At 69.7% G+C, this 23,781-nt stretch carries 19 protein-coding genes and 1 pseudogene; 13 read left to right on the top strand and 7 right to left on the bottom strand.

Annotated elements, in window-relative coordinates; translation table 11 throughout:
* Positions 1 to 53 precede the first annotated feature (53 nt).
* The 6 genes from PV764_RS18880 to PV764_RS18855 all read left to right on the top strand — a co-directional run bounded on the left by PV764_RS18880 (position 54) and on the right by PV764_RS18855 (position 5,704).
* On the top strand, positions 54 to 509 hold the full coding sequence (locus PV764_RS18880; protein WP_019183983.1) for a MarR family winged helix-turn-helix transcriptional regulator: 456 nt from the start codon (positions 54 to 56) through the stop codon (positions 507 to 509).
* A gap of 84 nt (positions 510 to 593) precedes the next feature.
* Entirely contained in the window at positions 594 to 803 is a 210-nt protein-coding gene (locus PV764_RS18875; protein ID WP_019183984.1) for a DUF1656 domain-containing protein, read from the top strand.
* Positions 800 to 1,708: an HlyD family secretion protein gene (locus tag PV764_RS18870; protein WP_070426259.1), complete on the top strand. Its 909-nt coding sequence runs from the start codon at positions 800 to 802 to the stop codon at positions 1,706 to 1,708. The genes PV764_RS18875 and PV764_RS18870 overlap by 4 nt, the downstream gene beginning before the upstream one ends.
* A complete protein-coding gene (locus tag PV764_RS18865; RefSeq protein WP_284128607.1) occupies positions 1,705 to 3,162 on the top strand; it encodes an efflux transporter outer membrane subunit in 1,458 nt (485 codons plus the stop codon). Before PV764_RS18870 ends, PV764_RS18865 begins: the two co-directional genes overlap by 4 nt.
* A gap of 3 nt (positions 3,163 to 3,165) precedes the next feature.
* On the top strand, positions 3,166 to 5,223 hold the full coding sequence (locus tag PV764_RS18860) for an FUSC family protein (RefSeq protein ID WP_421117272.1): 2,058 nt from the start codon (positions 3,166 to 3,168) through the stop codon (positions 5,221 to 5,223).
* A gap of 85 nt (positions 5,224 to 5,308) precedes the next feature.
* Positions 5,309 to 5,704 carry a hypothetical protein gene (locus tag PV764_RS18855; protein WP_088435243.1) on the top strand — a complete coding sequence of 132 codons (396 nt, stop codon included), beginning with the start codon at positions 5,309 to 5,311 and terminating at the stop codon, positions 5,702 to 5,704.
* A 14-nt stretch (positions 5,705 to 5,718) separates the two neighbouring features.
* On the opposite strand, the gene recD is transcribed toward PV764_RS18855, so the two are convergent.
* Genes recD through recC form a run of 3 tightly spaced genes read right to left on the bottom strand, consistent with a single transcriptional unit; the run spans position 5,719 to position 14,596 of the window.
* Positions 5,719 to 7,614 carry an exodeoxyribonuclease V subunit alpha gene (gene recD, locus PV764_RS18850; protein ID WP_421117271.1) on the bottom strand — a complete coding sequence of 632 codons (1,896 nt, stop codon included), beginning with the start codon at positions 7,612 to 7,614 and terminating at the stop codon, positions 5,719 to 5,721.
* On the bottom strand, positions 7,611 to 11,252 hold the full coding sequence (gene recB / locus PV764_RS18845) for an exodeoxyribonuclease V subunit beta (RefSeq protein ID WP_421117270.1): 3,642 nt from the start codon (positions 11,250 to 11,252) through the stop codon (positions 7,611 to 7,613). The genes recD and recB overlap by 4 nt, the downstream gene beginning before the upstream one ends.
* Positions 11,249 to 14,596, bottom strand: a complete 3,348-nt coding sequence (gene recC, locus PV764_RS18840) for an exodeoxyribonuclease V subunit gamma (RefSeq protein ID WP_421117269.1) — start codon at positions 14,594 to 14,596, stop codon at positions 11,249 to 11,251. The genes recB and recC overlap by 4 nt, the downstream gene beginning before the upstream one ends.
* A gap of 223 nt (positions 14,597 to 14,819) precedes the next feature.
* On the opposite strand from recC, the gene PV764_RS18835 reads away from it, so the two are divergent.
* The 6 genes from PV764_RS18835 to PV764_RS18810 all read left to right on the top strand — a co-directional run bounded on the left by PV764_RS18835 (position 14,820) and on the right by PV764_RS18810 (position 18,968).
* Complete coding sequence (locus tag PV764_RS18835) at positions 14,820 to 15,608, top strand: ABC transporter ATP-binding protein (RefSeq protein WP_019183992.1); 789 nt, start codon at positions 14,820 to 14,822, stop codon at positions 15,606 to 15,608.
* Entirely contained in the window at positions 15,608 to 16,357 is a 750-nt protein-coding gene (locus PV764_RS18830; protein WP_019183993.1) for an MlaE family lipid ABC transporter permease subunit, read from the top strand. Before PV764_RS18835 ends, PV764_RS18830 begins: the two co-directional genes overlap by 1 nt.
* Before the next feature lie 117 nt (positions 16,358 to 16,474).
* Positions 16,475 to 17,002, top strand: a complete 528-nt coding sequence (gene mlaD / locus PV764_RS18825) for an outer membrane lipid asymmetry maintenance protein MlaD (RefSeq protein ID WP_019183994.1) — start codon at positions 16,475 to 16,477, stop codon at positions 17,000 to 17,002.
* Complete coding sequence (locus PV764_RS18820) at positions 16,999 to 17,661, top strand: MlaC/ttg2D family ABC transporter substrate-binding protein (RefSeq protein ID WP_019183995.1); 663 nt, start codon at positions 16,999 to 17,001, stop codon at positions 17,659 to 17,661. The genes mlaD and PV764_RS18820 overlap by 4 nt, the downstream gene beginning before the upstream one ends.
* Positions 17,651 to 17,962 (top strand): STAS domain-containing protein, encoded by a 312-nt coding sequence (locus PV764_RS18815; RefSeq protein ID WP_019183996.1) that lies wholly within the window; start codon positions 17,651 to 17,653, stop codon positions 17,960 to 17,962. Before PV764_RS18820 ends, PV764_RS18815 begins: the two co-directional genes overlap by 11 nt.
* A gap of 1 nt (position 17,963) precedes the next feature.
* Complete coding sequence (locus PV764_RS18810; RefSeq protein ID WP_421117268.1) at positions 17,964 to 18,968, top strand: VacJ family lipoprotein; 1,005 nt, start codon at positions 17,964 to 17,966, stop codon at positions 18,966 to 18,968.
* A 56-nt stretch (positions 18,969 to 19,024) separates the two neighbouring features.
* Here the strand turns inward: PV764_RS18810 and PV764_RS18805 are convergent, their stop codons facing one another.
* The 4 genes from PV764_RS18805 to PV764_RS18790 form a co-directional block, all read right to left on the bottom strand.
* Complete coding sequence (locus PV764_RS18805) at positions 19,025 to 19,585, bottom strand: glutathione peroxidase (RefSeq protein WP_261997932.1); 561 nt, start codon at positions 19,583 to 19,585, stop codon at positions 19,025 to 19,027.
* Between the two features lie 56 nt (positions 19,586 to 19,641).
* On the bottom strand, positions 19,642 to 19,998 hold the full coding sequence (locus PV764_RS18800) for a hypothetical protein (RefSeq protein ID WP_019184030.1): 357 nt from the start codon (positions 19,996 to 19,998) through the stop codon (positions 19,642 to 19,644).
* A gap of 86 nt (positions 19,999 to 20,084) precedes the next feature.
* Positions 20,085 to 21,668: a DNA recombination protein RmuC gene (gene rmuC / locus PV764_RS18795; protein ID WP_019184031.1), complete on the bottom strand. Its 1,584-nt coding sequence runs from the start codon at positions 21,666 to 21,668 to the stop codon at positions 20,085 to 20,087.
* A 37-nt stretch (positions 21,669 to 21,705) separates the two neighbouring features.
* Positions 21,706 to 22,713 carry a zinc-binding alcohol dehydrogenase family protein gene (locus PV764_RS18790; RefSeq protein ID WP_019184032.1) on the bottom strand — a complete coding sequence of 336 codons (1,008 nt, stop codon included), beginning with the start codon at positions 22,711 to 22,713 and terminating at the stop codon, positions 21,706 to 21,708.
* A 90-nt stretch (positions 22,714 to 22,803) separates the two neighbouring features.
* On the opposite strand from PV764_RS18790, the pseudogene PV764_RS18785 reads away from it, so the two are divergent.
* A pseudogene (locus PV764_RS18785) lies at positions 22,804 to 23,771 on the top strand (LysR family transcriptional regulator); the annotation flags it as partial.
* Positions 23,772 to 23,781 lie beyond the last annotated feature (10 nt).

The following is a 23,781-nucleotide window of genomic DNA, read 5'->3' as shown; positions in this document are numbered from 1 at the left end:
GTTGTGCCGGAGGTATTGATAGGAGGGAAATTAGTAGTATCCTATCTATTCTGATGAACCGATCCTTCGACGAACGCACCCAGCTGCAGATGCAGCTCAGCTCCGGCCTGCTGTACGCAGGGCGGCAGTGGCAGCGCCTGGCCGACCAGGCCCTGGGCAGCTACGGCATCTCCGCCGCGTGCACCATGCCGCTGCTGATGATCGGGCGCGCCGGCGGGGGTATCCGCCAGGTGGCGCTGGCCCATCAGCTGGGCATGGAAGGCCCCTCGCTGGTGCGCCTGCTGGACAAGCTGGCCGCCAGCGACCTGGTCCGCCGCGAATGCGACGCCAGCGACCGCCGCGCCAACCTGCTGTGGCTGACCGACAAGGGCGAGGCCCTGGTCAGCGAGCTGGAAACCCAGTTGATCGGCCTGCGCCAGGACGTGTTCGGCGAGCTGTCCATGGATGAACTGCGCACCGTGCTGAAGCTGTGGCAGCTGCTGGCCGACGCTGCCGACCGCGTGACGTAAGCCTGTCCCCCCGTTGTGCCGCCCGGTGTCCTCCCTCGACGCCGGGCGATCCCCTTTCCGCTCCCCTGCGAATCCTTTGCCTCGATGTACGGTGAATTCAGTCTCTATGGTGTGTTCGTCCCGACCCTGCTCGGGCTGATGCTGCTTGCCTACCTGCTCAAGAGCGGGTTGCGCGTGGTCCTGCAGCGCACCGGCGCCTACCGCCACATCTGGCACCCCGCCCTGTTCAACCTGGCCGTGTACGTGATCGTGCTCGGCGGGTTGTTTTCCCTGATGCGTTGGATGCAATCGTGAACAAGATCCTCAAGCAGACATTCCCGGTCGTGTTGACCGTCGTGGCCGTGGTGGCCGCCGTGCTGGTGCTGCGCCACCTGTGGGCGTACTACATGGACGAACCGTGGACGCGCGATGCGCACGTCAGCGCCGACGTGGTGCAGGTGGCGCCGGATGTGTCCGGGCTGGTGGAGGCGGTGAAGGTGGCCGACAACCAGCCGGTCAAGCGCGGTGAGGTGCTGTTCGTGGTCGACCGGGCGCGCTATGAGATCGCGCTGGAGCAGGCCCAGGCCGCCCTGGGCGAGCGCCGCGCCACGCTGGACCAGCTGCGCCGCGAGATCGCGCGTGACCGCAGCCTGCAGGATCTGGTCGCCGCCGAGGATGCCGAAGTGCGCCGCGCCAAGCTGCTCGCCGCGCAGGCCTCGATGGCGACCGCACAGGCCGCGGTGGATCTGGCCAAGCTCAACCTGGCGCGCACTGAAGTGCGCAGCCCCAGCGATGGCCACGTCAACGACCGCACCGTGCGTGCCGGTGACTATGTGACTGCCGGGCGCCCGGTGATGGCCGTGCTCGATACCGGCTCGTTCCGCGTGGACGGCTACTTCGAGGAAACCCGCCTGCAGGGCGTGCATGCGGGCCAGAAGGTCGACATCCGCCTGATGGGCGAGGCGCAGCCGCTGCAGGGCCACGTGCAGAGCATCGCCGCCGGCATCGAAGACCGTTACCGCAGCGAAGGCAGCAGCCTGCTGCCGAACGTGACCCCGGCCTTCGACTGGGTGCGGCTGGCCCAGCGCATCCCGGTGCGCATCCATATCGACCGCGTGCCGGCCGGGGTCAACCTGATCGCCGGGCGCACCGCCACCGTTACCATCCAGCCGGACACCGCGCCGGCCACGCCGGCACAACCGGCACGGACGGCGCTGTGAACCGCCCGGCGCTGCACCGCATCGCGCTGGGGCTGGCGCTGACCACGCTGGCCGCGTGCCGCACCGTCGGCCCGGACTACGCGGTGCCGGCCGGCTCCGCGTTCCAGCGGCCGGAGGCCAATGCCGCCTTCCTCGACACCGGCAACCCGCAGGTCGCCGCTGGCGCCACGCTGCCCGCACGCTGGTGGGAGCTGTACCAGGACGACACCCTCAACGCGCTGGTGCAGCAGGCGCTGCGCGACAACGTGGAACTCAAGGTGGCCGATGCCAACCTGCGTCGCGCTGCTGCCGTGTACGAGCAGGCGCTGGATGCCGGTGGGTTCGAATACGAGGCCGAGGCCGGGGTGAGCCGCGCGCAGCTGTCGGCCGAATCATTCCTGCTTGAACACGAACTGCCGCCGATCAACCTGGCCGACGGCAAGTTCGCGGTGTCCTATCAGTTCGATCTGTTCGGCAAGCTCAAGCGCGCCTCCGAAGCCGCGCATGCCGACGAGCAGGCCACCGCCGCCGCGATGGACTTGGCGCGCGTGTCGCTGGTGGCGCAGGTGGCCGGCAGTTACGTCGACATCTGCCACGCCAACCACGAACTGCATGTGGCCGAGCACTCGCTGCAGCTGCAGCAGCGCAGCCGCGAGGTCACTCAGCGCTTGATCACCGCCGGCCGCGGCACCCCGCCGGAGCTGGCGCGTGCCAACGCCCAGGTGGCGATGCTGCAGGCCGCGTTGCCGCCGCTGCGCGCGCACCGGCAGGCCTCCGAATACCAGTTGGCCGCCCTGCTCGGCCGCACCCCGGGCCAGCTGCCCGACGGCGTGAGCGACTGCAGCCAGGCCCCGACCCTGGCCCAGGCGCTGCCGATCGGCGATGGCCGCGCGCTGCTGCAGCGCCGCCCGGACATCCGCCAGGCCGAGCGCAAGCTGGCCGCCGCCACCGCGCGGATCGGCGTGGCCACCGCCGAGCTCTACCCGGACATCCGCCTCGGCGCCTCGGTCGGTGCCGCCGGCCTGCTGGAGGATTTCGGCACGCCGCTGACCCAGCAGTGGTCGATCGGCCCGCTGATCTCCTGGACGCTGCCCTCCTCCGGCACGCATGCACGCATCCACGCCACCGAAGCCGGTGCCGATGCGGCGCTGGCCGAGTTCGACCACAGCGTGCTGCAGGCCCTGCGCGAAACCCAGACCGCGCTGAGCCGCTATGCCCAGGATCTGCAGCGCCTGCAGTTCCTGCAGCAGGCGCAGCAGCAGGCCGACCTGGCCGCCAGCCAGAACCGCCGCCTGTACCAGGGCGGGCGCACGCCCTACCTGGCCAGCCTGGACGCGGACCGCAGCCTGGCCAGCGCCGATGCGACGCTCGCCGAGGCGCAGGCGCAGGTCTCGCGCGACCAGATTCAGTTGTTCCTGGTGCTCGGCGGCGGCTGGAACGCCGACGCCGTCGCCACCGGCACGGCCGCGAGGTAAGCCATGCTGCTGCTGGACAGACAGGCCTGGTTGTTCTCGGTCAAGACCTTCCTGGCGGCGCTGGCCGCGCTGTACATCGGGCTGGCCGGCAATCTCTCGCGCCCGTACTGGGCGATGGCCACGGTCTACATCGTGACCCAGCCGATGCTCGGCCCGACCCGTGCCAAGGGCGCCTACCGCATCCTCGGCACCCTCATCGCCGGTGCGGCCACGCTGTGGATGCTGCCGCACCTGGTGGAAACCCCGCTGCTGCTGAGCGCGGCGATGTCGCTGTGGCTGTCCACCTGCCTGTTCATCGCCCTGCTCAACCGAGGCCCGCGCGGCTACGCGTTCCTGCTGGCCGGGTACACCACCGCCTTCATCGGCTTCCCGGCGGTGACCTCGCCGGACACCATCTTCGACACCGTGGTGGCGCGCAGCGAGGAGATCATCCTCGGCACCGTGGTGGCGGTACTGTTCGCCTCGCTGTTCTTCCCCGCCTCGGTGCGGCCGATGCTGCGCGCGCGGATCGGCAGCTGGATGGGCGATGCCGCCGACTGGTGCCGGCAGATCCTCTCGCGCGGTCACGCGCATGGACCGCGCAACCGCCTGGCCGCCGATCTGGTCCAGTTCGAAGCGCTGATCGAGTTCATGCGTCGCGACGACCCGCGCCACGCCGGGGCGGCGGTCTCGATGGAGCGCCTGCGCGAACGCATGCTGCTGATGCTGCCGGTGCTGTCCTCGATCGCCGACCGGCTCGGTGCGCTGCGCGCGGGTGGCCGCGCGCTGCCACCGGGGCTGGAGCCCTTGATCGCCGATCTGGCGCAGTGGCTGGAGCAGCCGGGCCGCTCCAGTGCCAGCGCCTACGCCACGCTGCGCGCGCGCATCGTCGCGCTCAAGCCGGCGGTGGATGGCGAGCTGGATCACCTGCTGCTGGTCACCCTGCTGCTGCGCCTGGAAGAGCTGGTCGATCTCTGGCAGGACTGCACCACCCTGCACGCCGCCATCGACGCCGGCACCGCGCCGAGCGATACCGCGCACTACCGCGTGCGCACCCAGCGCGTGGACCACGTGCGCCATGTGGACTACGGCATGGCGCTGTTCTCCGCGGCCAGTGCCGGTGTCGCCCTGATGACCTACTGCGTGCTGTGGATCGGGCTGGGCTGGGAAGGTGGTGGCAACGGCGCGATGATGGCCGCGGTGGCCGCCGCGTTCTTCGCCGCGCAGGATGATCCCGCACCGAGCATGCTGTCCTTCCTGCTCTGGGCCATCGTGGCCAGCCTGGTGGCCGGCGTGTACCTGTTCGGGATCTTCCCGGCCGTGCACGACTTCGGCAGCCTGGCTCTGGTGCTGGCGGTGATCTTCCTGCCACTGGGCCTGCTGCTGCACCGGCCCAAGACCGCGTTGATCGGCTTGCCGCTGACGGTGAACCTGGTGGCGCTGCTGAACGTGCAGAACACCTACAGCGCCAACATCCAGAGCTTCATCAACTCCGCCGTGGCGATGTTCATCGGCATCGGCTTTGCGGTGGTGATGACCCGGCTGTTCCGCTCGGTGGGTGCCGAGTGGACCGCGCGCCGGCTGGTGCGCCAGGGCTGGACCACGCTGGCCGATGCGGCCGAGGGCCGCGGCCAGCAGGATCGCCAGCAGTTCGCCGCGCGCATGCTGGATCTGCTCGGCCTGCTCGCACCGCGCCTGGCAGCCACGCCGGAAGGCAGCGACATCGCCTCGGTGGACATGCTCACCGAGGCGCGCATCGGCCTGAACATCCTGCAGCTGCGCCGCTCCCGGCACGGCCTGCCGCCGGCCAGCGTGGCCGCGATCGAGGCCATCCTGGACGACATCGCCGCGTACTACCGCGCGCAGGTGGACAAGCGCCGCCCCCTGCCGGCACCGCCCGGGCTTCAGGCACGGCTGGAGGCCTCGCTCAAGCGCGTGCAGACCGTGGAGGCGGGCAAGGCCCGCGACGAGGCCCTGATGGGGTTGATCGGGCTGCGCTATGCGCTGTTCCCCGAGGCACCGGTCATCGAGGCCGCCGCCGACCCCGCCGCGGCAGCACCGGGCCTGCCGGCGCCGCGCTGAACCGGCCCCGGCGCGCGCCGGCCGGTCCGCGCCGATCAGGGCTATCCTGACGCATGCATTTGCGCATGGATCAAGGTGATTCCCGATGAGTTACGACCTGATGGTGTTCGACCCCGCCGTCGCCCCGCGCGAGGCCGAGGCCTTCCTGCAGTGGTACGACGCGCAGACCGAGTGGAACGAGACGCACGATTACGACGACCCGAAGGTGTCGGTGCCGGCCCTGCAGGCGTTCTTCGCCGCGCTCGCCGAGCATTACCCGCCGATGGACGGTCCGCTGTCCGATGAGGAAGACGACCGCCCGGAAGTGACCGACTACAGCATCGGCCAGCACGTGGTCTACGCCTCGTTCGATGACGAGGTGGCCGAGAACGCGCACGGCCTGGTGCAGGTGCTGGCCAACACCCACCAGCTGGGCTTCTTCGATGTCAGCGGTGACGGCGCCATCGTGTTCCCCGATGGCACCGTGGTGATTCCGGAGTAAGACCGGACACGGGGCTAGAACAACTGCCCCTGCGCCGGCGCCGTCACGACGGCGTCGGCCACTGCGTTCCCCTCGCGGCCCTGCAGGCGAGCAGCCAGACCCGACAGCCGGCTGGCGTGCCGCGCCAATGCGGCCTCCAGCACCTCCGCACTGCCCAGCACATGCAGCGCCTGCCGCGCGCGGGTCATGCCGGTATAGATCAGCTCGCGCGACAGCACGCGATTGTCGCGTCGCGGCAGCTGCAACCAGACCTCATCGAACTCCGAGCCCTGCGCCTTGTGCACGGTCATCGCGAACGCGCTTTCGTGCGCCGGCAATGCACCCGGGTGGAAGCCACGTGGTTGATCCGGCGTTTCGCCGGGGAACCACGCGGTCACGCTGCCGTGGCGATCGATCAGGCAGATGCCGATGTCGCCGTTGAACAGGCGGTGCCGGTAGCTGTTCTCGGTGATCAGCAGCAGCCGGCCGTGGAAGTAACCCGGCGCCATGCCCGGCCGCGGCACACCTGCCAGCAGCGCTTCGATGCGGGCATTGAGCCCGCGCGCGCCCTGTGGGCCTTCGCGCACGGCGGTGAGCAGGCGGATGCGGCCGGCATTGGCCAGCGCAGCGCCGGGATCGGCGGCTTCGCCGAGGCCGCGCCAATGCCCGAGCAGCTGCTCGCGGTGATGCTGCAGCGGATCTCCCTGGTCTTCGTGGAAGTGCACACCGGCCAGCGTGCCCGTCCTCAGCAGTGCCAGCGCGGTGGCGCTGTTGCCGTCGCGCACGGCATGCGCCAGCGGTGCCAGATCGAGCGCGTCGGTCTGCCGGTAGCCCCGCTGCAGCTGCACGCGCCGACCGGCGAACCGGCGTGGCGGTGCCAGCGGTTGCAGGGCATCGGGGGCGAGCAGCGCGCGCAGCGCCTGGGCATCGTCAGCCTGGGTACCCAGGCCATCGCCGCTGGCACGCAGGATCGCGCTGAGCACATCGCCGGCTTCCACCGAGGGCAGCTGGTCCGGATCGCCGAGCAGCACCAGCCGGGTGCCATCGGCGACCGCCTCGACCAGCTTGGTCATCAGCGGCAGGTCGATCATCGAGGCCTCGTCCACCACCACCACGTCGTACGGCAGCGGGTTGTCGGCGTGATGCCGGAAGCGTGGCGAATCCGGGATCACCCCGAGCAGGCGATGCAGGGTGGTGCCGGTGCTCGGCATCGCGTCGCACAGCGCCGGTGCGATGCCCACCAGGCGCAGCCGCTGCACGGCAAGGCGCAGGCTCTCGGCCATGCGCTCGGCGGCGCGGCCGGTGGGCGCGGCCAGCGCGACCCGTGGCAATGCCTGGTCGACCTGCACCGCCTGTGCGGCAAGCAGCACCAGCAGCCGCGCGATGGTGGTGGTCTTGCCGGTGCCGGGGCCGCCGGTCACCAGCACCAGTGGATGGCGCAGCGCGACGGCCGCGGCGCGGGCCTGGTGATCGATCCCATCGTGGGCCTGCGGGAACAGTTGGCCGAACAGCGGGGCCAGGGTGCCGGGATCGGCGTCGGGCAGCGGATGCGTGGCGATGCGCTGCAGGCCCTCGGCAAGCCGACGTTCGTATTCGCGGTAGCGACGCAGATAGAGCAGGCCGTTCTCCAGCACCAGCGGCGCATCGCCAGCGACCACGTCCTCCGCGCCGGGTACCTCCACCCACGGCGACGCCCGCAGCTGCGCCAACCACGCCTCGGGTGCCGGCCAGTCGACATCGACCTCGATCAGGCGCTGCGGCTGGGTCGGATCCAGGCCGGCGTGTCCTTCCGAGACCGCCAGCGAGGCCAGTGCGGCACCGACCAGCACCGCGTCGGGCGTGTCAGGGCGCAGCCTGCGCAGGCTCTGCGCCAGGGCATGGTCCAGCGTGCGAAGCACGTTGCCACGGTACAGCGTGGTGAGCAGGCTCATGCCTCCCCCCGTGCACGCGCGGCCATGCGTGCCTGGGCGTGTTCGCCCCCGGCGAACAGGGCATCCAGGGCATCGACCAGGGCCGGATCGAAGCGATGCGCATACAGGCCCGGGCTGTCGTCGCGGCGGGCATCCAGGCCGCGGCAGAACAGATAGCGGATACCGCCCATGTCGCGCGCATAGTCGTACTGCGCGCCCAGCCGGAAACGCAGCCACCGGTGCAACGCGACGGTGTAGATCAGCGCCTGCAGGTCGTATTCGCTGTGCTGCATGGCGCTGGCCAGCCGGGCCGCGTCGTAGCCGGGCAGGCGATTGGATTTGTAGTCGAGCACGTACCAGCGGTCCGCACGCACGTAGGTGAGATCGATCTTGCCCGTCATCAGCCCCTCCAGCCGCCGGCGGGTGCCGAAGCCATGGCGGTCACGCACCAGCCCGTGCGCGTGCAGCAGGCTCAGCAGCGCTGGAACGGCGGTCGGCTGCATCGCGAAGTGGAACTCGATCTCGGCACGGCGTGCATCGGCCGGCAGGTCGTGCAGTGCGCCGCCTTCCGGCAGGGGCACGGTCAGGGTCTGGCCGACCAGCCCGGTCAGCATGGCCACGCCATCGTCCAGGTCTTCCTCGGCATAGCCTTCCGCGCGCAGCGAGGCGCGCAGGACCTCGGCTTCCTCGCCGGGTGCGGTCTCGCCGGCCTGCCAGCCGCCCCACTGCGCGAAGTCGGTGTTTTCCAGCGCATCGTGCAGCACGTTGCCGAAGCGGCTGCCCATGAAGCGCGGGTCGCTCTCTTCGCTGGCCACGGCCGGTTGTTCTGCTTCCAGGGTGAGGTCCACGCCGGCCGGCTCATCGGCTGCGGGTGCCGGCACTTCGGTCGCGGCCGCATCGGTGTCGTGGCCCGCGTCGGCATGCGCCAGCTGGGTGAAGCTGTACACCCACCAGTCGTGCGGCACGCGGCGGGTCAGCGCGCGGACCGGTGGCAGTTCGCCGTCGCGCTCGAAGGCGAGCTGCGCCGGGCGGGGTTCCACCGGGCCCTCGATCACGGCGATGTCCGGATGCGCACGCAGCGCTTCCAGGTCCGACAGCATCGGTGCCAGGCGGGTCTTCGCCAGCCCGGCCAGATCACCGGCGGCGATCCACAGGGCGTGCTCGGCCCGGGTCAGCCCGACGTAGAGCAGGCGCGCGTCTTCGGCGTCCTGTTCCTGGGTGCTGCGCGTGCTGGCCGCATTCCAGCTGTCGTCCTTGTCCAGTTTCCAGTGCAGCTCGCGGCGGCCGTTGGCGTACACCGTGCAGTTGGCCTCGGTGTTCGGTGCGCCACCCCCGATGCCGACGAACGGCAGGAACACCAGCGGATACTCCAGCCCCTTGCTCTTGTGCAGGGTGATGATCTGCACGCGGCGCGCATCCGATTCCAGGCGCAGCAGCTGCTGTTCGTCGTTCTGGTCGGCATGCGCCATCTGCACCTGCAGCCAGTCGAGCAGGCCGTGCATGCCCAGCGTCTGCCCGGCCGCCTGCTGCAGCAGTTCACCCAGCTGCAGGTAGTTGGTCAGGCGGCGCTCGCCATCCAGCAGGCCCAGGAGGCGCTCGGCGTGTTCGGCGCAGAGATCGGCGATCACCGCGAACGGGCCGCCGCGCTGCCAGCGCTCACGCCATTCCAGCAGCCGCACCTGGAAGGAGCGCTGCGCATCGCCTTCGCGCTCCAGCGCATCGATCGCCTCGGCATCTTCGCCGAGCAGCACGGTCGACAGTGCGGCGCGCAGCCGCCCTTCGTCGGCCGGCTGCAGCAGCGCCAGCAGCAACAGGCGCAGGTCGTGCGCTTCGGGCGTGGCATACAGGCTCTGCTTGCCCGCAGCGACGGCGGGAATGCCTACCGCACCGAGCGCCTGCTGGATGCGCGTGGCCTCCTTGTGCGAGCGCACCAGCACCGCGATGTCGCCGGGCTGCACCGGCACGTCGCGCAGCAGCGCGCGCCCTTGCCGGGCTTCGCTGAGGATCTGGTGGATCGCGGCCACACAGGCATCACTGGCCTGCTGCCGCGAGGGATCGGCCTTGAGGTCGCCGCCCTCGGTGTTGTGCAGCACGCGCACGGTCAGGCCAGGTGCGGGGAGACCGTCGCGCAGGAAATCCGCATCCATCCGGGTGCTGCCGGGGTGCACCGGTTCGAAGGCGATGTCGGCTTCGAGGAAGGCGCGCTCACCGGCGTTGGCGTACAGCGCTTCGATCGCGTGCAGCACCGCCGGACGCGAGCGGAAATTGCGGTCCAGCGCGGGCGCGGCATCGGCCTGGCGCTTGGCCTTGAGATAGGTGTGGATATCGCCGCCGCGGAAGCCGTAGATCGCCTGCTTGGGGTCGCCGATCAGGAACAGCGCCGGTGCCAGGCCCGCGTCCCGGGTCTCCTCCGAGTCGCCAAACACACGCTGGAAAATGCCCCACTGGCGGTCATCGGTATCCTGGAACTCATCCACCAGCGCGATCGCATACTGCGCGCGCAGCTGCTGCACCAGGGTGGCGCGGTGCGGGCCTTCCAGGGCATCGGCAACGCCATCGATCAGGTCATCGTAGGTCTGCACGCGGCCGATCCGCTTGAGCTCGGCCAGCCGCGCACGCGCTTCGTCGCGCAGATCATGCAGGAACGCGGTGGCCTGCTGGCGCAGCCACTGCTCGCGCGCATCGGCGGCATGCCACCAGCGCTGCAGCGCATCGAACAGTGGCGAGGCCGGGCACTGGCCTTCCATGCCGTCCTTGCAGAAGGCCAGCAGCTGCACCGGCAGCAGTTTGCCCAGGTGGCTCTTGTCGCCACGCGGCCAGTGCTGCGCGCTGCGGCCGGCCAACAGCTCGCCGAAGGCCTTGTCGAAACTCGGCCGTTTGGCACGACGGCCGTCGAAGATCTTGCGGTCGAAGGCCACGGCGATCTGCGCCTGGGCGTCTTCGACGTGCGTCTGGATCGCCTCGGCCAACGCAGCCGCGGTGAGCCGCAGTTGCGGGGCGGGATCGTCGAAGGTACGCGTGGGCCGCGCTGGCAGCAGCGGCAACGGCTTGATCAGCGTGGACAGATCGCCTGCCAGCGCCTCGGGCGAGGACCACAGCCAGGTCAGCGCATCGACCGTGGCCGGGTCGTTGGCATGCACGCGCCACAGGTCGGCGGCGAGTTCTTCGTGCAGCTCGCGTTCGCTTGGCAGCAGCGTCGGCGGATCGAAGGTGTGCCCGCTCTCCAGCGCATGTTCGCGCAGTACCCGGGTGCAGAAGCCGTGGATCGTGAAGATCGAGGCGAGGTCGATCTCGTCGGCGGCGGTTTGGAGCCGGCGTGCCAGCGCGGCGGGTGTCTCTTCACCGAGGGCGAGCTGGCGTTGCAGGATCACCCGGGTCAACGCGACATCGGGAGTGTCCTGATCGGTCGGCACCCGCTCGACCAGCTGTGCGGCCAGGGCCAGCCGTTCGCGGATGCGCTTGCGCAGTTCCTGCGTCGCGGCATCGGTGAAGGTGACGGCCAGGATCTGGCCGATGCGCCATCCCTTCTCCACCACCAGCCGGGTGAACAGCGTGGCCAGGGTAAAGGTCTTGCCGGTGCCGGCGCTGGCCTCGATCAGGCGCACGCCGTCCAGCGGCAGCGCCAGGTAGGGATCATTGAGCAGGTCGTGGTCGGTCATCGCAGGGCTCCTTGCTCGTCAAAGCCCGGGAACACCCGGCCTTCGCGCACCGCGGTGAACACCACGAAGCTGTTGTGCAGCAGTTGCCGGTAACTGTCGGCACTGGCGAAGGGGTCGTGGCCGCGCAGCGCGAGCTGGTAGCCGGCGCCGGTGGACTCGCCCCAGGTGCGGTCGCTGCCGTGCCACTTGGCGCGGCCCTCGGCCTCGCGCCTGGCCTCGGCGGCGGTGTACAGCACCCAGCCGGTGGACGGGCCGTACAGCAGCGGCGCGCGCAGCCCTTCGCTGCGCAGCTGCAGCAGGCGACGCAGCACCTGCTGCGCGCGCTCGGCGCCCAGCGGCGGCAGCGTGTGCGGACCCAGCCCGTCATCGCCTGCCTCGTGGAACTGCACCAGCGGCAAGACATCGCCGGCGGCATTGGCCAGCAGCCAGTCCAGGCCCTGGCGGATCGCGGCACGGCCGTTGAGCGGACCCGGGCGCAGGCGCACCAACCCGTGCGGATGTACTCCGTCCACGCGGCCGTGCAGGCGAACCCCGTCGATATCCACTTCGTAGCGGCGGCTGTCGGCCGTGGTACCGGCCTGCCACTGGGCCAGCGCCTGCGCGTAAGGCTCGGTCTGGGCCTGCAGCAGCGCGAACTGCCGTTCGCCCAGGGCGCCGGAGGGCAGCAGCGCCCGCGCACGCAGCCGTGGGTACAGCGGCGTGTCGTCCTGCCCGAGGGTGGCCTCGATCACGGCCTGCTGCAGCAGCACCGTGTCACCGCCGCGCGCGGCCATCACCAGCGGCTCGACGTCGTCGGCGTTGTCCACGTCATCGGGCAGGCGCAGGCCGAGCCGTTGCGAGAGGAACTGGCTGGCCGGATCGGTGAGGAAACGACGCAGCGCATCCACGCTCAGTTCCGGCTTGGCAGCGCTGCTCTCCATCGGCGGCAGCGGCGTGGCGAACCACGGCGCCAGCGCGCGACGTGCACCGCCGAGCGAGCCGGCGGCGGGGTGCCATTGGCGGCGATAGCTGAAACGCCGTGGCTCCTCGCCCCCGCCGAACGCTGCCGGAGCGAACGGCTGCAGTGAATGGCGCACGGTCATCCTGCGCGCCGCCGCCGGGGGATCCAGGTGGTACTCGGCCGCGGCATCGATCAGCTCGCTGACCAGCACCGAGGGTTCGCGCACGCTGCCATCGCGCGGATCGGCGCCCAGATAACTCAGGTAGAACACGTCCTGCGCCGAGGCGAACAGCTGCAGGAACAGGAAGCGATCATCCTCGCGCAGCGAGCGGTCGCCATGCCGGCGCTTGTCGGTGCCCAGCTCGGCGGTGAGCTGGTTGAGGCCGGCGGCCGGGTCGCGGCGCGGGAAGTCGCCATCGTTCAGGCCAAGCACGCAGATCACCCGGAACGGCAGCAGGCGCATCGGCACCATCCGGCCGAAGCTGACGCCACCGGTCAACAGCGGTGCACGCGTATCGGCCTGGGCGAGCACGCCGGCGAAATGGGCGCGCAGCACCTCCGGTGGCACGTCGCCTTCAAAGCCGGCGGTCTCCGCATCGCGGGCGAACTCGTTGATCAGTTTGCGCAGGCGCTCCAGCGCGCGCTGGCTGCTGGCCGCCTGCGGCGGTTCGGGCAGCAGCGCATCGATCAGGGCCAGCAGGCGCTGCCGCCACTGCCCGGGCGACATGGCCTCACCGAGCGCCCGCTGGTAGCGCGCCAGCACGCGCAGCAGGCCGAGCAGGCGGTCCAGCGCGTCCAGCGCACTGCCTTCCAGCTCCGGCCATGGCGCGACCCCGGCGATATCGCCGTCGCTGCCGCTGGCGTGGCCGAGCAGCAGGCGATCCAGCGCGAACTGCCAGGTAAACGCATCGTCCACCGGGGCCTGATGCCGGCCGCGATGGGCCGCATCCAGCCCCCAGCGCGCGCCGGCGGCCTGCAGCCAGTCGTGCAGGCGGTCGAACGCCGCGGCATCGAGGCCGGCGGCGTCCGCCAACGGTGCACTGGCGAGCAGATCGAGCACTTCGTTCAATCCGAAGCGCGAGACCGGCAGCCCGAGCAGGTGCACGAACACATCGGCCAACGGCTCGCCGGCCAGCGGGCTGGTATCGGCCAGCGCATAGGGAATGTGGTCATCGCCGCCGCTGCGGCCGCCGAACACCGCTTCCAGGTATGGCACGTAGGGATCGATGTCCGGTGCCAGCACCGCGATGTCGCGCGCCTGCAGCGGCGGATCGAAGCGCGGATCCTGCAGCAGGCCGCGCAGCTGGTCATGCAGCACCTGCAGTTCGCGCAGGCGGGTGTGGCAGGCATGAACCTGCAGGCTGGGGTCGTCGTAGCGCAGCCCCTCGCGCAGCTCCCCCGCCGGCTGCCCGCGGCGGTGGAACAGATCGCGCTGCAGGCGGTGCAGCAGGCTGTCGGACAGCCCGCCGTCGGCCATGTCCGGGCGCGCATCCTCTTCGGGATCGTCGTACGCGGCGATCTCACCGGAGGGGTGCACGACCTCGTAGCTGCCCAGCACCGCCATGAAATCGCGACCCGCCGCGCCCCAGGCCTGCAGCAGGCGGTTCTCGCCCGCCGCCTCCCCGAACGGATCGGGCGCGCCGCTGCGCAGCTTCTCGCCCAGCGTTTGCAGATCACCCCAATAGGCCTGGGTCGGTGTGGGCAGATAGAAGTGCATCGTGCCGACCCGCGCCTGGGTGGCCAGCACCCGCAGCACGTCCGGGGAGATGTTGAGGGTGGCGAAGGCGAACACGCGCGTCGGCAGGCCCTGCGGCAACGGCTGCCCGGCACCCTCGAAGCGGGCCAGGTAGGCATCGATGCGGCGCGCACGGTACTGCTCGCCGCCGGCGATGCGCCGCCACAGGATCGCCTGCGGGTCGTTCGGCGCTGCGCCCGCGTCCCAGCGCAGCAGCCAATCGCGACGCCACGCCTGGTACTTCTCGAACACCGAGGCCAGTTCGGCCGCCAGCGCCCATGGCTTGAGCGGATCGGCCGCGGAAAGATACGCCTGCAGCGCCGCCATCGGCGGCTGCGCCATCAACACCGGGTCTCGCAGGGCGGCATACAACCGCCAGCGCAGCCCCTCGGCATTGAGATCGTCATGTTCCCCGGGCACGTTGGCATTGAGGGCGCGGGCGACCAGCTCACCCGGCGTGAGGAACTCGAGGTTGGCGGCAATGCCATACTCGGCCGCCAGGGTCGATTGCAGCCAGCGGCGCATCGCAACCTGCGGGATCAGCACCACCTCCGGCACCAGGATGGATTGGCCCGGCACCGGCGTGCGCAGCGTCGTGGCAAGCAGCGCGGCCAGCACATCGAGCGAGTTGGAGTGGTACAGGCGAAAGTCTGAAGCAGCGTCGGTCATCGCAGGAGTGTGCCGTAGCCGACGCACGAACGCAGCGCTGCTGGCGGTGCGGACGGGAAAAGGCGCGGGCCACCACCGGCCCGACACGCTGTGTTGCAGGTGACGGCATGCCCGCCGCGGCACTGCCCTCACCCGCCCGTGCGACAATACTGCACGGTCCAGTTCGGTTATGTTCAGCCGTTCACCACGATCTTACAACGTTGGAATTTTGTTAATGGCGCCCATGACGGTTTCCGAAGAGAGTCTGGTGCAGTTGTCCAACGTCCGCATCGACCGCGGCGGACGTACGATCCTGCGCGACGTTTCGCTGACCGTTCCGCGCGGCAGCATCACCGCCGTGCTTGGCCCGTCGGGCAGTGGCAAGTCCACGCTGCTGGCGGCGCTGACCGGTGAGCTGCGCCCGGTGGCCGGCGAGGTCACCCTGTTCGGCCAGCCCATTCCGACCGGCGCACGCGCGCTGTTGGAGATGCGCAAGAGCGTGGGCGTGCTGCTGCAGGGCAATGGGCTGCTGACCGACCTGACCGTCGCCGAGAACGTGGCCCTGCCACTGCGCACCCATACCCGCCTGCCGAAGCCCGTATTGCGCCGCCTGGTGCAGATGAAGCTGCACGCAGTGGGCCTGCTGGCCGCTGCCGATGCCTGGCCGCGCGAGCTGTCCGGCGGCATGGCGCGGCGTGTGGCCCTGGCCCGTGCGCTTGCGCTCGACCCGCCGCTGATGATCTACGACGAGCCGCTGACCGGGCTGGACCCGATCGCCTCGGGCGTGATCATGAGCCTGATCCAGCGCCTCAACCACAGCCTGGGGCTGACCAGCATCATCGTCAGCCACCACGTGCACGAGACCCTGCCGATCTGCGACCAGGTGATCGCCATCGCCAACGGCGGCATCGTATTCCAGGGCAGCCCGGCCGCACTTGAATCCAGCCAGGACCCGCTGCTGCGGCAGTTCCTGCATGGTGAGCCGGACGGCCCGATCCCCTTCGATGCCGCACCACGTGCGAGGGTTGCCTGATGCCGTTCGTTGACGCTACCCGCTCGCTCGGTCGCGCCGGCCTGTTCTCGCTGACGGTACTGCGCGGCTCGCTGCCGACCGCCGATTTCCTTGCCGAGCTGACCCGCGAGATCTACAAGATCGGTGCACGTTCGCTGCCGATCATTGCCGTAGGCGGCGCGTTCGTGGGCCTGGTGCTGACCCTGCAGGGCTACCGCACGCTCACCACCTTCGGCGCCGCCGATGCGTTGTCCACGCTGCTTGGCCTCTCGCTGTACCGCGAACTGGCCCCGGTGCTGACCGCACTGCTGTTCATCGGCCGCGCCGGCAGCTCGATCGCCGCCGAACTGGGCCTGATGCGCGCCACCGACCAGATCAAGGCGCTGGAGCTGATGGCCATCGACCCGGTGGCCAAGGTCGTCGCCCCGCGCTTCTGGGCGGCGGTGCTGACCGTGCCGCTGCTGACCGGCATCTTCTGCTCGCTGGCGATCAGTGCCAGCTACTTCGAGGCCGTGCATGTGCTCGGCCTGGACAACGGCGTGTTCTGGTCGGCGCTGAGCAACAGCGTGGACTTCTGGGACGACTTCGGTGTGGCGATGCTGAAGTCGGCGATCTTCGGCGGCACCGCGGCCCTGGTCGCTTCCTATGTCGGCTTCCATGCCGAACCCACGATCGAAGGCACGTCGGTCGCCACCACGCGCGCGGTGGTCAACGCCTCGCTGCTGGTGCTGGTCTTCAACTTCGTGCTGTCCGCCATGATGTTCCAGTAGGTACCGACCGTTGGTCGGTACGGCCGTTGTCCCTGGCCAGCACCCCCGCTTGAGTACGCAAAGACTTCCCGCCCGGACACCTGTCCAGGCACCTGACAAAGAACAGTGAGATATCCCATGGCCATCCGCGGTCCCAGACTCGAATTTTCCGTCGGCGCGTTCCTGCTGCTGGCGCTGGCCTCGCTGCTGGTGCTGGCCGTGGCCTCCACCAATCAACGGTGGGGCACCGGCGGCAGCGGCTACGAACTCAAGGCGCGCTTCACCCAGATCGGCCAGCTGCGCAAGCAGGCGCCGGTCAAGATCGGCGGCGTGACCATCGGCCAGGTCTCGGGCATCGAACTGGATCCCCAGAAGTTCGACTCGATCGTGACCCTCAAGCTGGACGGCAAGTTCAAGGATCTGCCGGCCGACACCTCGGCCGGCATATTCACCAGCGGTTTGCTCGGCGAGAGCTATATCGGTCTGCAGCCGGGCGGTGACCCGGATGTGCTCAAGTCCGGCGACGAGATCGTCTTCACCCAGCCGGCGGTGGACCTGCTCCAGCTGGTCGGCAAGTACATGTTCAGCGGTCCGGCCAATACCGGTGGCGCTGACTCCCACGATGGCAACGGCGCGCCTGCGCCTGCAACGGAACCGCAACCATGAAAAAGACCCTGATCCCGGCGCTGCTGGCCTCGGCCCTGCTCGCCGCCACGCCCTCGCTCTCCTTCGCCCAGGCCGCTCCCGCTGCCGCTGCCGCCCAGCAGGGCCAGGCCAGCAAGGCGGTGATGGACGCCAGCACCCGCATCCTGACCTCGCTGCAGCAGCGCCGCACCGAGTTCCGGGCCAACCCGGCGGTGCTGCGTGACTTCATCAACAGCGAGCTCAACAAGACCTTCGACCGCGACTACGCCGCCCGCCTGGTGCTGGGCGTGCACGGCCGCGGCGCCTCCGATGCCGACGTCAAGCTGTTCGCCGATGCGATGGCCGACAACCTGATGCAGCGCTACGGTTCGGCCCTGCTCGAGATCCAGGGCAAGCCGACCTTCCGCCTGAAGAGCGAGTCGCCGCTGCCGGGCAACCGCGGCGTGCGCGTGTCCACCGAGCTGATCCGCGCCGGCAACGAGCCGACCCCGGTCGACTACCTGATGCGCAACGTCAACGGCCAGTGGAAGATCTTCGATGTGATGATCGAAGGCATCTCCTACGTGCAGACCTTCAAGACCCAGTTCGACGCCCCGCTGCGCCAGAAGTCGATCCAGCAGGTCGCCACCGAACTGCGCAACGGCAGCATGCAGGCCGGGCAGGCCCCGCGTGGCAAGTAACAGCGCCAGCGTGCAGCGCAACGGTGCCTCGCTGGTGTTCAGCGGGGTGCTCGACCGCGCGGCGGTGACGGCCCTGTGGCCCTCGCTGGCCGCGCTGGACGGCGTGCAGCAGTTGGATCTGGCGGCGGTGAGCAAGCTGGACAGTGCCGGCCTGGCCCTGCTGGCCGAGCTGGCCGCACGCCTGCGTGCAAACGGGACCGCGCCGACGATCATCGGCAGCCCGGACGGTTTCACCGACCTCAGTGCCGCCTACCGGCTGGCACCCACCCTGGATTTCCATGCCCTTTCTGCGGCGAGCTGACATGAACGTCATACGCACCCTCCCCCTCCTCGTGCTGGCGCTGGCCCTGAGCGCCTGTGCCGGCAAACCCGCACGCGACAGCGCACCGGTCAGCGTCGAGGTCGCCCCTGCGGCGGCACCGGTGGCCGATGTGGCCGACACGCCCGTGGTACCGGCCGACGCCGACGCCGTCGCCGACAGCACGGCCCCGGCCGCGCAGGCCGGTACCGACCCAGCGGCGGCCCCGGCCACGGCCGGCACCGCGCCGACCAACGCCGAGGACGACTTCGCTGCGTTGTACGGCGGGCCCGCCCCGAGCGCGGATGGCACCGAGCCCAGCGGCACCCCGTACGATCCGTGGGAACCGTTCAACCGCAAGGTGCACAGCTTCAACAACGTGGTCGACCGTGCGGTCGCACGCCCGCTGGCGGTGGCCTACACCAATGTGGTGCCGCGCTTCGCCCGCACCGGCGTAAGCAACTTCTTCAGCAACCTGCGCGCACCGGTGACGATCACCAACCAGCTGCTGCAGGGCCGTCCGGACGATGCCTGGGACAGCCTGGGCCGCTTCCTGATGAACTCCACGCTGGGTATCGGCGGGCTGTTCGATCCGGCCAGCAAGGCCATGGTGCCGCGTCGCAAGGAAGACTTCGGTCAGACCCTGGGCACGTGGGGCTGGCGCCGTTCGCGCTACGTGGAGCTGCCGTTCTTCGGCCCGCGTACCGTGCGCGATGTGTTCGGCCTGGCCGGCGACATGCCGCTCTCGCCGATCCGCACGATCGAAGAGGACAAGATCCGCATCGGCCTGCAGGGCCTGCAGCTGGTGGACATGCGTTCGCAGCTGCTGGCGGTCGATGACATGCGCGACAACGCCGTGGACGAGTATTCGCTCGTGCGCGATGCATGGCTGCAGCGCCGCAACTACCAGATCGAGAACGACCTGCGTGGCAAGCATGCGCGCGGCAAGGACGATCCGGACGCCCCGATTCCGGTCGATGCGATGCCGATGCCGAACTGGGGTAACTGATCCCCCACGAGAAAGCCCCGCCGAAGCGGGGCTTTTTTTGTTCCCGCGTCAGCCGATCAGGCCGCCAGCGCGGCGTCGATCGCGGCCACCAGGCGGGCATCGTCAGCCGGCACGTCCGGGGCGAAGCGCGCGATGACCTGGCCATCGCGGCCGATCAGGAACTTCTCGAAGTTCCACAGCACGCCCGGGGCGGCATTGACCACCAGCTCGGGGTACTTGGCCACGGCGCCCTGCAGCTTCTCGCGCATCGGGCCTTCGCCGGTGGCGCTCGGCTGCGCGGCGGTCAGCTGCTGATACAGCGGATGGGTGTCCTCACCGGCCACGCTGATCTTGGCGAACATCGGGAAGCTGACGTTGTATTCGAGCTGGCAGAACTGCTGGATGTCCGCTTCGCTGCCCGGTTCCTGGGCCAGGAAGTTGTTGGCCGGGAAGCCCAGCACTTCCAGGCCGGCGGCCTGCTTGTCGGCGTACAGCGCCTGCAGACCTTCGTACTGCGGGGTCAGGCCGCACTTGGAGGCGACGTTGACTACCAGCAGCACCTTGCCGCGGTAATCGGCCAGCGAGGTCGGCTGACCTTCGATGGTGGTGACGGGGATGTCGTAGACGGTCTGGCTCACGGCAGGTTCCTTGCGTTGGATCAGGGGAGGCACAGCATAGCCGTGCCGCGGGAAGCTCAGTCGACGCAGATCGTGCCCAGTGCCACGCCGCCATCGATGCGCTGGCGGCAGCCGAAGTTCTGGCTGACATCACGCTGGCAGACGCCGCGCGCGGCCGTTCCCGGCGCGACATCGCTCGTGGCCAGGCATTGGCCGCTGCAGTCGGCCTTGGCGCTGCAGACCTTGCCGGCATCGGCGTAGGGCACCACGCACTGCACGCGCTGCAGGCGGCCCAGCGGCTGCAGGCTGCCACCGGCGGCGGTGCATGCGGCGGCGCTCGGTGTGGCGGAGGTGGTCGCCGCGGTGTCGGCAGGTGGCGTACTGCTGCACCCGGCCAGGGCGAGCAGGAGGGACAGCATCAGGGTCAGGCGCATCGGCGTTCCTTGGAAGGCGGAAAAGAGACAGGGCAGAGCGTGTGCCGCGCAGCATGCGTGATCGCCTGCATGCATGGCGTCGGCGCTCACTCCTGCGCGGCGCTGGTCTCGTCGCCGGCCACGTCCTCGTCCTCGCCGCTCATGTCGCCGAGCAGGTCCTGGGTCTGTTCGCTGCCGAGCGTTTCCACGCTGCGCAGGCGGCGCTCGATGGTGCGCGTCTTGCGGCTGGCTTCACCGAGGCTGCGGCCCACCGTGCTGATCTGCTTCTCGGCTTTTTCCAGGATGCCGGCGAACTTGCCGAACTCACTTTTGACCGCACCGAGCAGGCCCCACACTTCGCTGGAGCGCTGTTCGATGGCCAGCGTGCGGAAGCCCATCTGCAGGCTGTTGAGCAGCGCGGTGACGGTGGTCGGGCCGGCCACCACCACGCGGTGGTCGCGCTGCAGCAGGTCGATCAGGCCGGGGCGGCGGATCACTTCGGCGTACAGGCTTTCGGTCGGCAGGAACATCACCGCGAAATCAGTGGTGTGCGGCGGGGCGATGTACTTGTCGCAGATCGATTTGGCCTGGATGCGGATCGCGCGCTCCAGCTGCGCGCCCTGCACGCGCACCCCTTCGACATCGCCCTGTTCCTGCGCATCGAGCAGGCGCTCGTAATCTTCGCGCGGGAACTTGGAATCGATCGGCAGCCACACCGGGGTGTCTTCGTGGCCACGGCCCGGCAGGCGCACCGCGATATCCACGATCTCGTTGCTGTCCGGGCGCACTTTGACGCCGCGCCCGTACTGCTCTTGGGTCAGCGTCTGCTCGAGGATGTTGTCCAGCTGCACTTCGCCCCAGCTCCCACGGTTCTTGACGTTGGTCAGCACCCGCTTGAGGTCGCCCACGCCGGTGGCCAGCTGCTGCATTTCGCCGAGGCCACGCTGGACCTGCTCCAGTCGTTCGGAGACCAGCTGGAACGAAGCACCCAGGCGGGTTTCCAGCGTGGTCTGCAGCTTCTCGTCGACGGTCACGCGCATCTGGTCGAGCTTTTCGGCGTTATCGCTCTGCAGGCTCTTGAGCTGCTGCTCGAGCGTGGCGCGCATCTCGCCGATGCGCTGCTCGTTGCGCTGGGTCATCTCCTGCAGGCGCAGGCCCAGCGATTCGGCCAGGCGCTGCTGCGACTGCCCGGTTTCCTCGCGGCCCAGGCGTGCATCGTCGGCCAAGGCCTGGCGCAGCGCGGCCATGTGGCTGTCGGTGCGGGTGGTGAGTTCCACCAGCTGCTGGCCGAACGCTTCGATGCGCGCCTGCTGCTGGTGCCCGAACGCTTCCAGCTGCGCGCGCACGTCCTGCATGCGCAGCGCCAGCAGCTCGCCGGTGCGCTGCTGGCTGAGCGTGCTTTCCTCGCGGGCCTTGCGCGCGTCTTCACCCAGCGCGTCGCGCAACAGGTCCAGGCGCTGATCGGTACGGGTGGACAGATCGGTCAGCGCGCGCGCGAAGCTTTCCAGCCGGGCATCCTGCTGGCGGCCCAGGCCTTCGAGCTGCTCGCGCAGTTCGCTGCGGCCGACCCGGGCCTCCTCGCGCAGGCTCTGTTCGAGGTCGCCATGGCCGGAACGCCGCAGCAGCGCGAGCAGCTGCAGCACGAGGACGGCACACACCAGGGCGCCGAGAATGAGGAATTCGGTTTGCATGCGGCAAGTGTAGGCCGCGGCGGTCTCATTGGCTGCGTCAGAAACCTTCAAGCACGAGCTTGCCGCGGGCGCGGTGGCTTTCGATCAGGGCATGCGCCTGGCGCAGGTTGGCGGCGTTGATGCGGCCGTAGTGCTCGCCCAGCGTGGTGCGCAGTACGCCGGCATCGATCAGCGCCGCAACGCGTTCGAGCAGCTCGTGCTGGCGCTGCACGTCGGGGGTGTTGAAGCTGGAGCGGGTGAACATCGATTCCCAGTGCAGCGACAGGCTCTTGCGCTTGAGTGCCATCACATCGAGCTGGCCCGGGTCGTCGATCAGCGCCAGCTGGCCCTGCGGGGCGAGCGCGGCGACGATCTGGTCGTAGTGCTGGTCGGTATGGGTCAGGCTGGCGACGTGGCTGACCTCGGCGATCCCCAGGCGCTGCAGGCCTTCGCCCAGCGGCTGGGTATGATCGATCACATGGTGCGCGCCCAGCGCGTAGACCCAGTCCTGGGTGTCCGGGCGCGAGGCGGTGCCGATCACGGTCAGGCGGGTCAGCTGGCGGGCCAGCTGGACCAGGATCGAGCCGACGCCACCGGCCGCGCCGATCACCAGCAGGGTCTGGCCTTCACCGCCGTTCTCGGGGATGCGCAGGCGGTCGAACAGCAGCTCCCAGGCAGTGATCGCGGTGAGCGGCAGCGCCGCGGCGGCAGCGTCATCCAGGCTCGACGGTTTGTGCCCGACGATGCGCTCGTCCACCAGCTGGTACTCGGCGTTGCTGCCGGCACGGCCGATCGCACCGGCATAGAAGACCGCATCGCCGGGCTGGAAAAGCGTCACCTCGTCACCGACCGCATCCACGATGCCGACCGCGTCGAAACCGAGGACGCGCGGCTCGGTCACCGCCACGCCGTTGCGGACCTTGGTATCGACCGGGTTCACCGAGATCGCCCGGACCTGGACCCGCAGGTCGCGTGGGCCAGGCGTGGGGATCGGCAGGGTGAGGTCCACCAGCGCGGCGGGGTCGCTGATCGGCAGGCCATGCTGGGTATAGGCGACGGCTTTCATGGGGGAAGATCCGTTGGGGAAGACGGACAGACTGCGCTTCACGGCCAAGCGGAGAAAGGCGCAAAATCGGGCAGCACTTTCACTCCAGGAATGAAAATGGTCCGGTTTGACGATCTCGCCCTGTTCGTCCGAACGGCGGCGCTGGGCAGCTTCTCCAACGCCGCGCGCGAGGCCGACCTTCTACCCGGCCAGGTCGCGGCGGCGGTGGCGCGGCTGGAGCGCGAGCTGGACCTGCGCCTGTTCGTGCGCTCCACCCGCAGCCTGCGCCTGACCGCCGAGGGCGCGCTGTATCTGCCCTACGCGCAGGAGGTGCTGGCTGCGCTGCGCGAGGGCGAAGCCCGGGTGCGTGGCGAGGATGCCGAGCTGCGCGGCACGCTGCAGGTGGCGGCGCCATCGGACCTGGGCCGCAACCTGCTGCTGCCGTGGCTGACCGAGTTCCGCGCCGCGCACCCTAAGCTGCAGCTGCGCCTGCAGTTGTCCGACCAGGTGGCCGATGTGTTCCGCGATCCGGTCGACATCGCCTTCCGCCTGGGCCGGTTCGACAACGCCAGCTATGTCGCCCTGCCCCTGCTGCCCGGCAACCGGCGGGTGCTGGCCGCCTCACCGGACTACCTGGCCCGGCACGGCACGCCGGACAGCCTGGACGCGTTGAAGGAGCACCACTGCCTGCTCTACCAGCTGGCCGGGCGTGCGTATGACCGCTGGAGCTTCGAGGCCGATGGCCGGCGCACGGTGATCCCGGTGCGCGGCAACATGGTCTGCGACGATGCCGACGTGGTCCGCCGCTGGGCGGTGGCCGGGCAAGGCATCGTGTTCAAGTCATGGCTGGATATCTGCGCCGACGTCCAGGCCGGGCGCCTGCAGGTGCTGCTGGGCGGGGCCGGCGACAGCCTGCCGTTGAACCTGGTGTGCCCGCACCGCAAGCAGTTCTCCCCGGCGATCCGCCAGCTGCATGCGATGTTCGAACAACGGCTGCAGCCCCTGCTGGCCGGCTTGCCGGACGGCGCGCGCTGACGCTATCGCCCGGGGCGCGGCTGCCGGACAATGCCTCTCCCCCGTTGTCGAGTC

The organism is Stenotrophomonas sp. AS1 (genome assembly GCF_048957655.1).
In the GTDB taxonomy this organism is placed as follows: Bacteria; Pseudomonadota; Gammaproteobacteria; order Xanthomonadales; family Xanthomonadaceae; genus Stenotrophomonas; species Stenotrophomonas bentonitica_A.
The sequence above is the reverse complement of the archived record's forward strand: the minus strand, read 5'-3'. Positions and strand labels throughout refer to the sequence as shown.